The organism is Kitasatospora sp. NPDC056800 (assembly GCF_042789775.1).
GTDB lineage: Bacteria > Actinomycetota > Actinomycetes > Streptomycetales > Streptomycetaceae > Kitasatospora.
Genome location: NZ_JBHUAL010000243.1, coordinates 1 through 13764, shown reverse-complemented (window position 1 = coordinate 13764; position 13764 = coordinate 1). Strand labels below are relative to the sequence as shown.

General features: G+C 74.2%; 13 protein-coding genes and 1 pseudogene. 5 read left to right on the top strand and 9 right to left on the bottom strand.

Annotated elements, in window-relative coordinates:
- Positions 1–118: 118 nt before the first annotated feature.
- The 5 genes from ACFRQN_RS35875 to ACFRQN_RS35855 form a co-directional block, all read right to left on the bottom strand.
- The gene (locus ACFRQN_RS35875; protein ID WP_380744705.1) at positions 119–607 is read right to left on the bottom strand and encodes a hypothetical protein; all 489 of its coding nucleotides are present in this window, start codon (positions 605–607) and stop codon (positions 119–121) included.
- 154 nt (positions 608–761) lie between these two features.
- On the bottom strand, positions 762–1487 hold the full coding sequence (locus tag ACFRQN_RS35870; RefSeq protein WP_380744703.1) for a prolyl oligopeptidase family serine peptidase: 726 nt from the start codon (positions 1485–1487) through the stop codon (positions 762–764).
- A gap of 91 nt (positions 1488–1578) precedes the next feature.
- Positions 1579–2190 carry a hypothetical protein gene (locus tag ACFRQN_RS35865; protein WP_074002671.1) on the bottom strand — a complete coding sequence of 204 codons (612 nt, stop codon included), beginning with the start codon at positions 2188–2190 and terminating at the stop codon, positions 1579–1581.
- A gap of 142 nt (positions 2191–2332) precedes the next feature.
- On the bottom strand, positions 2333–3031 hold the full coding sequence (locus ACFRQN_RS35860) for a response regulator (protein WP_380744701.1): 699 nt from the start codon (positions 3029–3031) through the stop codon (positions 2333–2335).
- Entirely contained in the window at positions 3028–4281 is a 1254-nt protein-coding gene (locus ACFRQN_RS35855) for a sensor histidine kinase (protein ID WP_380744699.1), read from the bottom strand. Before ACFRQN_RS35855 ends, ACFRQN_RS35860 begins: the two co-directional genes overlap by 4 nt.
- Before the next feature lie 164 nt (positions 4282–4445).
- Between ACFRQN_RS35855 and ACFRQN_RS35850 the strand changes: the two genes are divergently transcribed.
- The 3 genes from ACFRQN_RS35850 to ACFRQN_RS35840 all read left to right on the top strand — a co-directional run bounded on the left by ACFRQN_RS35850 (position 4446) and on the right by ACFRQN_RS35840 (position 6967).
- Positions 4446–5414 carry an ABC transporter ATP-binding protein gene (locus ACFRQN_RS35850; protein WP_380744697.1) on the top strand — a complete coding sequence of 323 codons (969 nt, stop codon included), beginning with the start codon at positions 4446–4448 and terminating at the stop codon, positions 5412–5414.
- Complete coding sequence (locus ACFRQN_RS35845; RefSeq protein WP_380744695.1) at positions 5411–6193, top strand: hypothetical protein; 783 nt, start codon at positions 5411–5413, stop codon at positions 6191–6193. The genes ACFRQN_RS35850 and ACFRQN_RS35845 overlap by 4 nt, the downstream gene beginning before the upstream one ends.
- Positions 6194–6319: 126 nt before the next feature.
- Positions 6320–6967, top strand: a complete 648-nt coding sequence (locus ACFRQN_RS35840) for a 2'-5' RNA ligase family protein (RefSeq protein ID WP_380744693.1) — start codon at positions 6320–6322, stop codon at positions 6965–6967.
- A 74-nt stretch (positions 6968–7041) separates the two neighbouring features.
- Here ACFRQN_RS35840 and ACFRQN_RS35835 read toward each other — a convergent pair whose 3' ends face one another.
- Both ACFRQN_RS35835 and ACFRQN_RS35830 read right to left on the bottom strand, forming a co-directional pair.
- Positions 7042–7944 (bottom strand): dihydrodipicolinate synthase family protein, encoded by a 903-nt coding sequence (locus tag ACFRQN_RS35835; protein ID WP_380744691.1) that lies wholly within the window; start codon positions 7942–7944, stop codon positions 7042–7044.
- Complete coding sequence (locus ACFRQN_RS35830) at positions 7944–8741, bottom strand: aldolase (RefSeq protein ID WP_074002664.1); 798 nt, start codon at positions 8739–8741, stop codon at positions 7944–7946. Before ACFRQN_RS35830 ends, ACFRQN_RS35835 begins: the two co-directional genes overlap by 1 nt.
- A gap of 259 nt (positions 8742–9000) precedes the next feature.
- Here ACFRQN_RS35830 and ACFRQN_RS35825 point away from each other — a divergent pair, with 259 nt between their 5' ends.
- On the top strand, positions 9001–9582 hold the full coding sequence (locus tag ACFRQN_RS35825) for a helix-turn-helix domain-containing protein (protein WP_074002663.1): 582 nt from the start codon (positions 9001–9003) through the stop codon (positions 9580–9582).
- 128 nt (positions 9583–9710) lie between these two features.
- Here ACFRQN_RS35825 and ACFRQN_RS35820 read toward each other — a convergent pair whose 3' ends face one another.
- Positions 9711–10523: a hypothetical protein gene (locus ACFRQN_RS35820; protein ID WP_380744687.1), complete on the bottom strand. Its 813-nt coding sequence runs from the start codon at positions 10521–10523 to the stop codon at positions 9711–9713.
- A gap of 536 nt (positions 10524–11059) precedes the next feature.
- Here ACFRQN_RS35820 and ACFRQN_RS35815 point away from each other — a divergent pair.
- Complete coding sequence (locus ACFRQN_RS35815) at positions 11060–12997, top strand: ABC transporter ATP-binding protein (RefSeq protein WP_380744684.1); 1938 nt, start codon at positions 11060–11062, stop codon at positions 12995–12997.
- A 65-nt stretch (positions 12998–13062) separates the two neighbouring features.
- Here the strand turns inward: ACFRQN_RS35815 and ACFRQN_RS35810 are convergent.
- Positions 13063–13647: pseudogene (locus ACFRQN_RS35810) on the bottom strand (NAD(P)H-binding protein); the annotation flags it as partial.
- Positions 13648–13764 lie beyond the last annotated feature (117 nt).

The following is a 13764-nucleotide window of genomic DNA, read 5'->3' as shown; positions in this document are numbered from 1 at the left end:
GGCTCCTTCGGCGGGGGGGGTGCGTGGTGGCCCACCCCCCGCCCGGCCAATGAACAACGCGCCACCCACAGACCGCTGATGGATCACCGTCACCACCGGCAGACCGCCGACACCGTGCCTAGTACAGGTCGGAGCTGCGGATCGTCGCCCAGCTGATGCTCCGGCCGCCGCTGGGGTTGACGAAGACGACCTTGAGGCCGCCGAGGGCGGAGACCGCGAGGCTGGCCTTCGCCAGGGAACTGGGCTTGAAGGTGTCGGCGCTCCAGCAGGGGTGGCTGTTGACGTCGTAGACGACGAAGTTCCCGTCGCCCTGCATGATCGCCTTGTAGCCGCAGCCCCAGGTCTTGGGCGCCTGCCACACGGCGTGGACGAGACTCGGGTCCTGGTAGGCCCGGTAGAGGACGAGGTTGCCGTCGTTCTGCAGGACCAGCTGGGTGTCGCCCGCCTCGATGTGGCCGCCGCGGTAGAGGATGCCGGGCTCATCCAGGTACGAGGCGGGCGGGCTGTCGGCGTGCGCGGTCCCGGCCGACGCCACCGTCCCGACCAGGGCCAGCATGCCGGCCGCGATCCCGAGCACGGTGTGCCGCAGCTTCTTCGTCGTCTTCATTTCCCCGTGTGCCTCTCTCGTCCGTTCGCGCCCGTGAACGTGTGGGGCGCGCTCTGCGGGATCGATCGTGCGTGACGGCGGTAGACAGACGATCAACGCCCAGGTGGACCGGCGTCAGCCGAGGGCCCTGGGCGAGCGGATCCCGGCCATAGGCCTAAGCGGGCTCCACGTGGCTGTCCGCGGCGGCCGCGGTGGGGGCGGGGACCGTTCGGAGGGTGGGATCGCCGGGGCGGGACTGGGCGAGCAGCCAGTCGTAGACCTCGGGGTCGTCGTACGTCCGGGTCCAGGAGTCGTGGCCGACGCCCGGGTAGCGGGTGAACCGCACCGGGCCGCCCAGTGCGCGCAGCGCGTCGACCAGGCGCTCGGTGTGCGAGACCGGGATGACCTCGTCCTCCTCGCCGTGGAAGGTCCAGACGGGGACGGCGGTCAGGCGCGGAGCGGACTCCCGCAGCCAGGAGCCGCAGACCGGTACGGCGGCGGCGAACCGGCGCGGGTACCGGGCGGCGAGCGCCCACGAGCCGGTGCCGCCCATGCTGAGGCCGGTCACGTACCGGCGGTCCGGATCGATCCGGACCTCCCGCTCCACCTCCGCCAGGAGGGCGGCGAGGCTGCTCAGCTCCGCCACCCAGGAACTGTGGGCCGGGCACTGGGGGGCCAGCACCACGAACGGCAGCCTCGCCCCCTCGGCGATCTGCCGGACCGGGCCGTGCGCGGCCAGGACCGCCGGGTCCTCGCCGCGCTCCAGGGCGCCGTGCAGGAAGAGCAGCAGCGGCCACGGCCCGGGCCCGTCCTGGTAACCGTCCGGCAGCGACAGCAGGTACCCCAGGTCGTTGCCGTCGTCGTCGACGGCGAACCGGCGGTGCTGGAACGGTGCGGACATGGGGTTTCCTCCCGGACGCCGGGTCAGGGGCGGGGCCGCCCCCGTCACCTGTACCCGGTCGGCGCCCCGGTATCGCCCGGTGGCGGCCGCGTCAGGAGGTGGTCCGGGCGGTGCAGGTGCCGAGCTGGTCGCCGGGCCGGAGGGTGCCGTCGCCGAAGGTCTGGTTCATGACGGTGGCGAACTCGGGCAGGACGCTCATCCAGATGTCGGAGAGCGCGAGGTTGACGCGCGGCGGCAGTACGGACTGCACGTCCGGGCTGATCCGGGGCCGGGTGGGGATGTTGTACACCGGGAGGCGGGTGCCGGCGGGGTCGCTGCTGGTCTGCACGACGAAGGTGCTGTCGCCGGAGAGGCTGCCTTCGAGGTTCGAGACCTGCACGTAGCGGCCGGAGGCGTCGGTCAGGGTGAAGCCGCCCTTGGCCGCCGTCCGGATGTAGACGGAGTTCGCCAGGGTGACGGGGTTGCCGACGGAGGTGAGGTCGATGGTGACCGTCCCGGTGGCGTCGACGTCCCGGAAGGACGCGGCGTTGCCGCCGGGCGTCAGGGCCTTGAAGGTGATGCCGGGCTTCGCCCAGGTGAGCGTGCACTCGGCGCTGCCGGTGGCCATGTTCAGGGTGACGGGGGCGCCCGCGAAGGCGACGTGGGCGAGGGCTATGGTGCCGACGAGGCCCGCGGCGAGGGCGGCGACGGTTTTCGGGGACATCTGCGGGGACTCCTGGTGTGGCGGGTGGCTCCCCCCGGGCTCCCAGCGTTCCGGGCCCGCTGACGGGCGGCAAACCCGCTGCGCCGAGTAGCGTCATCACCCACCGTCACGGGTGGCGGGGTCCAGGAGCCCGGGGCGGGTGTCAGGCGACCAGGGCGGCCCGGTAGGCGGTGATCACCAGGTGGACGCGGTCGCGGGCGGCGAGCTTCGCCAGCAGGTGGCCGACGTGGGTCTTGACCGTGCCCGTGCTGACGCACAGCCGCTCGGCGATCTCGGCATTGGTGAGCCCGCGGCCGATCAGCGTGAGCACCTCCAACTCCCGTCCGGTGACGGCCTGGAGGACCCGCTGCCGCTCGCCGTCGCGGTCCGCCGGCGGCTCGGCGGGGCCGGTGGAGGCGGCGGCGAACGCGCGGATCAGCCGGCGGGTGACGCTCGGGGCGAGCAGCGCCTCCCCGGCGGCGACCACCCGGATCGCGGTCAGCAGCTCCTCGGGCGGGGTGGACTTGAGCAGGAAGCCGGAGGCTCCGGCGCGCAGCGCCCCGTAGATGTACTCGTCCAGGTCGAAGGTGGTGAGGACGAGGATCCGTACGCCGCTCTCGGCGGTGATCCGCCGGGTGGCCGCGAGGCCGTCGGTGCCCGGCATCCGGATGTCCATCAGGACCACGTCCGGGTGCTCGGTGCGGGCCAGCCGGACGGCCTGCGCGCCGTCGGCGGCCTCGCCCACCACGGTGAACCCGTCGGCGGCGGCCACGATCCCGGCCAGGCCGGCCCGGACCAGCGCCTGGTCGTCGGCGACCACGACCCGGACCGGCGGGGCGGGGTGCTCCCCGGCCGCCGTCATGACGCGGCCTCGACCGCGGCCTCGGCCAGCGGCAGGACGGCCCGGACCCGGAAGCCGCCGTCCGGGCCCGGCCCGGCCTCCAGGCGGCCCCGGTACAGGCCGACCCGTTCGGCGATCCCGGCCAGGCCGTGCCCCTCGCCTGTCCCGGCGCCGTTCAGGGTGCCGCACCCGGGGTCGGTCACCTCCAGCACCAACCGGTCCTCCTCGTACGCCACGTCCACCCGGGCCGAGTCGGTGCCCGCGTGCCTGGCCACGTTGGTCAGCGCCTCCTGGACGATCCGGAACGCCGACAGCTCGACGCCGTCCGACAGCGTCCGCACCCGGCCGCCGACCCGCAGCTCGACCCGCACCCCGGCCTCCGCGCTGCTGGCCACCAGCCGTTCCAGGTCGGCGAGTCGGGGCGCGGGGGCGAACTCGGCGCCCGCTCCACGGTCGGCGCCTTCGGCCGGGGCCCCGCGCAGGACGGTGAGCAGGCCGCGCATCTCCACCATCGCGTCCCGGCTCACCGCCTGGATGGCGTCCAGTGCCTGCTCGGCCTTCGCCGGATCCCGGCCGATCACGAAACGGCCGTACCCCGCCTGGACGTTGACCACGCTCATGCTGTGCGCGATCACGTCGTGCAGCTCCCGGGCCAGCCGGATCCGCTCCTCGGCGAGCTCCTCCGCGAGCTCGGCGAGGGCGAGGTCCAGCTGGTGGCGGCGCAGCTCCGCGCCGTACGCGCGGTAGCGGGCCGCCGCGCTGCCGAGCGCCCAGGCGGTGACGACCGCCAGCGCGGCGAACACCAGGTTGTTCCACAGCTCCCGCGAGCCGAACCCGCTCAGCCCGGCGCCCACCAGTCCGAACGCCAGCGCGGCAGCGCCGATCCGCGGCGCGCCGATCGCCGCGACCAGGTAGACCGTCATCGCGGCGGCGAGCAGCACCTGGAACCCGGCCAGGTTGGCGATGGTCAGCCGTCCGGCCACCGCCACGACCACCACCCAGGCGGCGAACACCACCCCGGCAGCGGCCACCGGCGCGAGCCGCCGCAGGCCCGCCGCCGCGCCGACGACGACCACGCACCCCAGCACCGCCACCAGCTCGGCCGTGGTCGGCTCGGCGTAGCCCCGGTGGTGCGGGTCGAACACCCGGTAGGCGTCCAGCACCCGCAGCCAGGTGAGCACGGTCAGGGCCAGGGAGACCGCCAGGTCGACCAGAACCCAGTGGCCCGGGCGGAGCCTTCCGGTCACCGGCGGGCGCGGGATGTCGGACATCGCCCCAGGCTAGCGGCGGCCCGCCGCCGGGGCATCGCCCCACAGGCCTACGACCACGGGCAGAGACCGGCCCCCGTCCGATGCCGGGATTCCGCCCACGGTGGGAGGCCGGGCCCCCGGCGCGGACGGGAGCGTGGAGGCACGCCACAAGGAAAGGCAGCACGATGATCGAGGTACGCGACCTCAGCAAGCGCTACGGCGGCACCCTCGCCGTGGACGGACTCACCTTCACCGTCCACCCCGGCCGGGTCACCGGCTTCCTCGGACCGAACGGCTCCGGCAAGTCCACCACCCTGCGGATGATCCTCGGCCTGGACGCCCCGACCGCGGGGCGGGCCACCGTCAACGGCCGCCCGTACGCCTCGCTGCGCCACCCGCTGCGCGAGGTCGGCGCGCTGCTGGACGCCGGTGCCGTCCACCCCGCCCGCTCCGCCCGCCACCACCTGCTCGGCCTCGCCGTCACCAACGGCATCGGCCCCCGCCGGGTCCGCGAGGTGCTGGAACTCACCGGTCTGGCGACGGCGGCCCGCCGCCGGGCGGGGCGCTTCTCGCTCGGCATGAAGCAGCGCCTGGGCATCGCCGCCGCCCTGCTCGGCGACCCGCCCGTCCTGCTGCTCGACGAACCCGTCAACGGACTGGACCCGGAAGGCGTCCAGTGGATCCGCACCCTCCTGCGCGACCTCGCCGCCGAAGGACGGACCGTCCTGCTCTCCTCGCACCTGATGAGCGAAACGGCCCTCACCGCCGACCACCTGGTGGTCATCGGGCGCGGACGGCTCGTCGCGGACCGCTCGACGGCCGACTTCCTCGCCGAGCACGCCCGCACCGACGTCCTGGTGCGCTGCGCCCGTCCGGCGGAGCTGGCCCGGCTGCTGCGCGCGGCCGGGGCGGCCTCCGTCGGCGAGGAGCCCGCCGGAGCGCTGGCCGTCGTCGGCCTGGAGCCGTCCGCCATCGGCGAGCTGGCCGCCGGGCACGGCATCGGTGTCCACGAACTCACCGTCCGGCAGGCCTCGTTGGAGCAGGCCTTCATGGACGCCGTCGGCGGCGCGGTCGACTACCGGGCCACCTCCACGTCTTCCGTCACGTCTCCCGCCACGTCTTCCGTCACGACTCCCGGAAAGAGGACCGCATGAGCACCGCACCGACCACCCGGGGCGCCCTGGCCGGGGAGTGGGTCAAGCTGCGCAGCGTCCGCGCGACCCCGCTCGCGGCGGCCGTGGCCCTGGCCGCCGCGCTGTTCATCGGCCTGATCGACTACGCGAGCGCGGCCGACAACTGGGCCTCCTGGAGCGCCGAGCAACGCGAGCGCTTCGATCCGGTCCGCTACGGCTTCTCCGGCGGCTTCTACGTCGCCGTGCTGGCCGTCGGCACCCTGGGCACGCTGGCCGCCTCCAGCGAGTACACCACCGGCCAGATCCGCACGACCCTCGCGGCCGTGCCCCGGCGCGGCCAGGTGCTCGTCGCCAAAGCCCTGGTGGTCGGCGGGGTTTCGGCGCTGCTCGGGCAACTGCTCGCCTTCCTGACCTTCCTGCTCGGCCGGCGCGCCCTGAGCGGCCGGCACCTCGCCGTCCCGCTCGGCGCCCCCGGCGTGGCGCGCGCCGTGGTCGGCTGCGGCCTGTTCCTGTCCGCCTTCGCCCTGCTCGGCCTCGCGCTCGGCTTCGTCCTGCGCCACACGGCGGGTGCGGTCGCCGCCCTGTTCGGCCTGTTCTTCCTCTCCCCGATGCTGCTGGCACCGCTCGGCGACGGGGTGTCACGGTTCGGCCTGCAGAGCGTCTTCGAAGGCCTCGGCACCACGGTCGCGTCGGCGGGCGCCGACCGCCTCGGCCCGGTCGGCTGCTTCGCCGCCCTGGCCGGCTACCTCGCCGTCGCCTTCACCCTGGCCGCCCTCGGCCTGTCCCGCCGGGACGCCTGACGCCGGGGCCGGTACGGAGCGGGGGATCCGCCCGTACGCTGAACCCCGTCGTACGGTCGACAGCCTCACCCCGGACGGGCCGCCGCCCCGCCGGGCCGCCACCGAACCGGATCAGCAGGAGGCGACGTGAAAGCGTTCCACCCGACCTTCGGACAGCGGCCCTGGCCGGACGGCCTGCGCGCCCTCCAGGTGTACGCCCTGCCCGACCTGCCGGCGGGCTCGGCCCTGCACACGCTCCTCGCCGGCCTGCGCGAGGCCCTGGCCGGCTTCCCCGTCCTGCCGGTGCCGGACGAGCGGATGCACATCACCCTCGACATGCTCACCTCCGCCCCGGCGGACGCCGTCACCGACGCCGAACGCCGCGACCTCGCCGACCGGTTGCGGGCCGCGGTGGCCGGGAGCGGGCCGATCGCCCTCCAGGCCGGCTCGCCGCTCGCCTACCGCACCGGCGTCCGCCTCGACCTCCACCCCGACGGCGACCTCGCCGCCCTCCAGCACCGCGTCCGCGGCGCCGTCCACCGGGTCTTCGGCCCCGACTCCACCGCGTACCCGCTCGGCGTGCTCCACACCACCGCCGCCTACGCGGCCGCCGACACCGACAGCGACGAGCTGGCGCAGACCATCCACCGGGTCCGGCCCGGCCACGCCCCGTTCACCGTGAACCGGATCATCGTCAACGAGGTGTTCTGGCGGCGCGTCCCGGTGGCCGGTGCGGACCTGCCGGGGTGGCGGATCTGCTGGGACACCGTCGCCACCGTCCGGCTCGACCCGTAGGCCCTTGGTGGTGCCGGCTCCCCTGTGCGGGGACGGGTGTCCTCGTACAGGGGAGCCGGTGGGGGCGGGCACCGTCAGGCGGCGGAGGGCGGGAGGAGGCCGGTGAGCAGCTCCCGCAGCTGCGCCGTCTCCTCCGGCGGCAGCGGCAGCAGCGGCGGCCGGGGCGGCCCGGCGGGGCGGTTCCGGATCTCCAGGCCCGCCTTGACGGTCCGGGGGAGGCCGTGCCGGACGATGAACCGCAGGAAGGGCAGCAGTTCCCGCAACAGCGCGTCCGCGCGCTCCTGCTGTCCGCCGACGGCCGCGGCGTGGAGCTCCAGCACCGGCTGCGGGACGAGGCAGGGGGCGGCCGTGCACCAGCCGGCGGCTCCGGCGCGGAAGGCGTCCAGGGCGAGCGGGTTGCTGCCGTTGTAGACGGACAGCTCTCCGTCGGACAGCTCCCGGATGGCGCGGAAGCGGGACACCTCGCCCGAACTCTCCTTGACCATGGTGAGGTTGGGGATCTTCCGGGCGAGCGCGACCACCGTCTCCGGGCGCAGGTCCACGCCGCTGGTGCCGGGGTTGTTGTAGAGCATCATCGGCAGGTCGGTGGCGCGGGCCACCTCGTCGTAGTGCCGGGCGAGTTCGTCCTCGGTCAGCTTCCAGTACACCTGGGGCAGCACCATGATCGCGGTGGCGCCGTGGCGGGCGGCCACTCGGGCGCGGCGGACGGTGCCCTCGGTGCTCCAGTGGGAGACGCCGACGAGGGTGGGCACCCGCCCGGCCACCGCGTCCAGGGTGGTCTCGCAGACCGCGTCCCACTCCTTCCCGGTCAGGTAGGCGCTCTCGCCGGTGCTGCCCAGCGGGGCGACGGCGTGGCTGCCGGCGGCGACCAGGTCGCCGGTGAGCCCGCGCAGTGCGGCCAGGTCGACCTCGCCGGTGGCAGCGTCGAAGGGGGTGACCGGGTAGGAGATGATGCCCTGCAGGGGCGGATTGGCCATCAGAGGTCCACCTGTCCGTTGACGCAGTCGGGGTGAGTGCGCAGTGCCTTGCGCGCGTAGTACGCGAAGTTCGCCCGGCTGCGCCGGTCGGTGGAGGTCCAGTCGTGGGCCTCGCGGGCGAGCGCCGGGTCCAGGGGCTGGATGGTCCCCGCCGACATCGCCAGCAGTTGCAGGCGGGCGGCCCGCTCGATGAGCAGCGCCAGGGTGCACGCCTCCTCGATCGTGGAGCCGGTCACCAGCTGGCCGTGGTGGGCCAGCAGGACGGCCCGCTTGTCGCCGAGGGCGGCGGTGATGATCTCGCCCTCCTCGTTGCCGACCGGCACGCCCGGCCAGTCCTTGAGGAAGGCGCAGTCGTCGTACAGCGGTGTGGTGTCCATGTGGGAGACCACCAGCGGGACTTCGAGCATGGCCAGTGCGGCGGTGTGCAGCGGGTGGGTGTGGATGACGCAGTTGACGTCCGGGCGCGCCCGGTAGATCCAGGAGTGGAAGCGGTTGGCGGGGTTGGGCATGCCCGTGCCCTCCAGGACCTCCAGGTCCTCGTTCACCAGGAGCAGGTTGTCCTCGGTGATCTCGTCGAAGCCCAGGCCCAGGCGCTGGGTGTAGTAGGTGCCCGGCTCGCGCCCGCGGGAGCTGATCTGCCCGGCGAGCCCCGAGTCGTGGCCGCCGTCGTACGCGATCCGGCAGGTGAGCGCCAGCTTCTGGCGCGTGGTCAGTGTCGAGTCCCCGAAGTGCCGGTCCATCTGCCGCGCGGCGCGGTCGACGAGGACGTCCTTCGAGTCCCGCAGGGTGTTCGCCATGTGTGTGCTCCGGTTCTCCGGCCTCGCCCCGGCGGCCAGGCCTGTGTCCGGAGCCGTGGCTCCGGAGGAAACATTGTTCACCATAGGACACAAGGTTTCCTGCGGCAAGGGCGGCAAGGGCGGCAAGGGCGGCAAGGGCGGCAAGGGCGGCAAGGGCGACAGGGCCTCCCGGGCGTACCGGCGGCGCCGCGGCGTAGCATGGCCCGCCAGAGGACACGGTGTGTCATCGGAGGTGGATGGCACGGGAGAGGAAGAACCAGTGATCAACCGGGTGCGGCAGCTGCGCAAGGAACGGCTGATGACCCTGGAGGCGCTGGCCGAGCGGTCCGGCGTCACCAAGAGCTACCTGTCGAAGGTCGAACGCGGCCAGAGCGTTCCCTCGATCGCCGTCTGCGCCTCCCTCGCCAAGGCCCTCGAAGTCCCCCTGGACAGCCTCTTCGCCGAGGCCGAGGAGCTGAGCGAGGTCACCGTCACCCGGGCCGCGGAGCGCCAGGCCCTGACCGCCCCGGACGAGCCCGGCACCCGCTACGAGGGGATGGCGCTCGACGCCGGCGCCAAGGGCATGACCCCGTTCATGCTCTACCCGCCGCTCGACGACGGCCCCGCCCCGTTCCGGGACCACCCCGGCGAGGAGTTCGTCTTCGTCCACGAGGGACGGGTCGAACTGGTCCTCCCGTCGCGCGCGATCACGCTCGACCCGGGCGACTGCGTCTACCTCAAGGCCACCACGCCCCACCGGCTGCGCTCGCTGGGGGCCCGGCGCGCCACGGTGCTCCTGCTGGTCTCCAGCGACCACGGGGCTCCGGACGACGCCCGGCCCCCGTACTCCCGCCTGCCCTGAGCCGCGGCGGGCGCGCCTCGTCCGGGCCCCGCTCCGCCGCGGGCGGTGACGCCGAGGTCGCCGCCGGCGCCACCGCCCCGGGGGCTCGTCGTCCCGGGCGGGCCGACTACCCGGCGCTCATCCGATGCTCACCTGGCCGTCTTCGACAGCGGCACCGCCAGCTGCATGAGGTTCGGCAGCCGGCCGAGGATGTTGTCGCCGCTGAGGAACAGCAGCCGGTCGCCGAGCCGCGTCACCACGATCTCCTCGCTGTGGTACGGGCCTTGGGGCACCTTCTTGACGTCGACGGCCTCGTCGCCGAGCCCCGGCACCGGCTGCAGCGTCACGGTCAGCGGAATCGCTTTCCCGTCGATCCCCTTGCCGGTGAAGGACGTGCAGCGGTCCGCGTACGCCCGGATCTCGCCGAGCAGCTTGGCCGCGTCGCCGGCGTGGTAGGCGCCCAGGTAGACCTCGACCCTGTTCTGGCCGTCGTAGACCTCGTTCGTCGCGCCCGAGGCCCTGTAGTCCAGGGAGAGGACGCTTCCGGCGAGGCGCATCTGGGTGCACGGCTCCTGGGGCAGCACCGGCTTGGCCGGCTCCTCCAGGACGTAGGTGCCGGAGTCGTTCTCGCTGCCGTTGCCCTCGATCCGCCACCCGGCGGGCAGCGTGGCGGCGGTCGGCAGCAGCTCGCGCAGGGCGGCTCCGGTGGGGATCGGCGGGCCGGTCGGCGTACTGCTGGGCGAGCCGAACGCCGGGGCGCCGGACGCCTGGAGCGTCGGCGTGGACGTCGGGGCGGCACCCGGGGAGCCGGCGCCGCCCGAGGTCGCGGACGGTTTGTCGGGGACGGCTCCCGGGCCGGTTCCCGACCCCGCTCCGGGGTCGGAGGAGCACCCGGCGACGACGGCCGCGGCCATCGCCGCCGCGCCGACCACGAGGGGAATCCTGACGTTGTTTCGGACCATGGACACAAGAACCCTTCCGCACAAGCTCACTGACGGTGAGCATCGTGCCCGATCCAGTTGGCCCGGGACATGAGTATCCGTACTCAACTCCTGCCGCCCCACCCGCCTCAGGAGCCTGGCGGCGCGGCAGCCCCTCGGGCGGCAGACCAGCCGAACGGGTGAATCCGGCGACGGCCGTGCGCCGCCCGTCCGCTTGGCATATGCGCTGAACCATGCCCGGAACGTGCTCGAAAAGTCCCCGTTCGACCCGGGCTCGCCCGGAGGCGAATCCACTTGAACGCCGCGCTCGAACAGCACCATCATCGGACGCCCAGCCGCCCGTAACGACTCCGTCGGACCGGTCAACTCGGCCTGAGGAAAGGCCACTTGAGCTTTCCTGTCGGCCGGGGCCGGTGAGTCCGCACGTCCGCGCACCGCTCCGCTCCTGGAGGATCTGTGGCCTGTTCCCCCGCCCCGTCGATCCACGTCCCACCCGTCCCCGGGGCCCTGGCGGCCCGCCTGCCGCTGGCCCCCGCTCCGCTCGAGGAGGCGAACGCTTGAGCACCACGACGGCGTCGGCCGAGGCCGCCGACGAGGAACTGCAGTGGCTCGCCGACGGACGCCGCATCGCGGCGATCGAGGCGATCAGCGTCAGCGCGATGGCCCGCCGCCTGCCCGCGCTCGTCGTCCGCGCCTTCCGCCTCGGCTGGCGCATCGACCGCACCTCCGTCGCGCTGCTCCTGACCTGCCAGGCCGTATCCGCGGTGCTCGGCGCGGCCGGCCTGTTCGCGACCACCGGCACCATCTCGGCCCTGTTCGGCCCCGGGCAGGTCGGCGACAAGCTCACCCGCGCGGCGCCGTCGATCCTGGTCATCGCGGCGGCGGCCGGCGCCCGCTCCCTGCTGGGCATCACGATCCGGACCATCACCATCCACCTGTCGCCCCGCATCTCCCGGGAGGCGGAGGCCGCGGTGCTGCGCGCCACCGTGGCGGCCGAACTGACCGCCTACGACCACGCCGGCTACAACGACGAACTGGAGGCCGCCGACCGCGGCGCCGAGGTCTGCGTGGACATCGTCGGAGAGGCGCAGAACCTGCTCGCCTCCCTCGCCTCGCTCCTCGGCGCGGCCGGCGTGCTGACCGTGCTCCACCCCGCCCTCCTGCCGCTGCTGGTGCTGGCGGCGCTGCCCCAGGGCATCGCGTCGGTGCACGCCGCCCGGGTGCAGTTCCTGGCGAACCGGGCGGCCGTCGGCGACCGCCGGATCATGGCGAACCTGCGCTGGTACATCCACCTCAAACGCAACGCCGACCAGGTCCGCTCCGACACCATGGGCGAGTTCCTGCTCGTCAAGTACGACCAGGTCGGCCGGCGGCTGGACGCCACCTCGCGCCGCGCGGCGATGCAGAGCGCCCGGGTGTCGGTGATCGGGGCCGCCGCCTCCGGCCTCGGCACCGCGGTGGTGTGGGCGGCGATGCTGTGGCTGGTCAGCACCGGCCGGATGAGCCTGCCGCGCGGCGGCGCGGCGGTGTTCGCCCTGACCGCTGTCAGCACCAGCCTGCGCGGCATCGTCGGCTACGGCGCGGACCTCTTCCGCACCGGCATGTACCTGGACGACTGGTCGAGCTTCCTCGACACCGCCGGCGGCCACCGGCCCAAGCGCGGCACCGGGACGCCCGAGGCCCCGCACCGGATCGCGGTGGAGAACCTCGACTACGCCTACCCCGCCTCCGACCGCAAGGCGCTGGACGGGGTGAACCTGCACGTCGAACGCGGCGAGATCCTGGCCCTGGTGGGGGAGAACGGCTCCGGCAAGACCACCCTCTCCAAGCTCCTGGCAGGGCTCTACCTGCCCGACGCCGGAGCGGTGCGGTGGGACGCGGCCGACACCCGCGACCTCGACCCGCACGCCCTGTGGCGCCAGGTCGCCGTCGTCCCCCAGGACTACGCCCGCTGGCCGCTGACCTGCCGCGAGAACATCACCCTGGGCCAGCCCACCGCCGAGGGCGACGCGGCGGTGCTGCGCGCCGCCGACGCCTCCGGGGCCGCCGACGTCGTCGCCCGGCTCCGCCGGGGCCTGTCCACCCTGCTCGCGGTGGAGTGGATGGGCGGCGAGGAACTGTCCGGCGGCCAGTGGCAGCGCCTGGCCATCGCCCGGGCGTTCCACCGCGAGGCCGGGCTGCTCGTCCTGGACGAGCCGACCGCCGCCCTCGACCCGCGCGCCGAGCACAGGATCTTCCAGAACCTGCGGGCGGTCGCGCGGGAGCGGGCGGTCGTCCTGGTCACCCACCGGCTCACCAACGTGGCCGTCGCCGACCGGATCGTCGTCCTGGAGGACGGGAAGGTGCTCCAGGAGGGCACGTTCGCGGAGCTGGTGGCCGAGGAGGGCGGCCGGTTCAGGGAACTGTGGGACCTGCAGAACGAGCGCACCGGCCTTCCCACCCAGCGCGGAGGTGCCGCGGTCCGGTGCGCTGTGCCGGAGGAGGACGCGTCGTGAACTCCCGCATCCGGTGCCGGTAGTGGACCGACCGGCCCAGGACGCTCCGGCGGTGCCGACCGGGTTCAGCGGAACGCGGCGGCGTGCCGGGCGGCCCAGTCGGCGAAGCTGCGCGGGGCGGTGCCGAGGACCCGCCGCACGTCCGGGCTGACGCGCAGCTCGGCGGGGTTCGGAGAGCCGAGGATGTCCAGGGTGTCCTCGGCGAGCTCCACCGGCATGCTCCGGGCCATGGCGGCCCGGGCCTCGTCGCGGGTGAGGTCGTGGAACCGCACCGGCGTACCCAGCGCGGCGGCGACGGCCTCCGCCTGCCGGCGCGGGGTGATCAGCTCCGGGCCGGTCAGCTCGTACACGGCGCCGGTGTGCCGGTCGTCCACCAGGCAGGCCGCCGCGACCTCGGCGATGTCCGCCGGGTCGACGATCGGCACACCGACGTCGCCGAAGGGGGCGGCGACGACCCGGTGCGCGCGGACGGACTCGGCCCACCACAGGGCGTTGGAGGCGAAGCCGCCCGGCCGCAGGATGCTCCAGTCCAGTCCGGAGTCCCGCAGCGCGTCCTCCACCGCGCGCATCGCGATCCGCGTCGGGCCGAAGGGCCTGGTCGCCACGCCCTGGGAGGAGAGCAGGACGATCCGGCGGACCCCGCCGGCCGCGGGCCCGCCCGAGTGTTGGGCCCGGCGGGCGCGCGCCGCGGGGGCGTGCAGGGGGGGTTAAAAAAAAGAAGCGGACCACCCCAGAAAGAGGGTTTATGTCGAGGGTGGGCCTGTGAA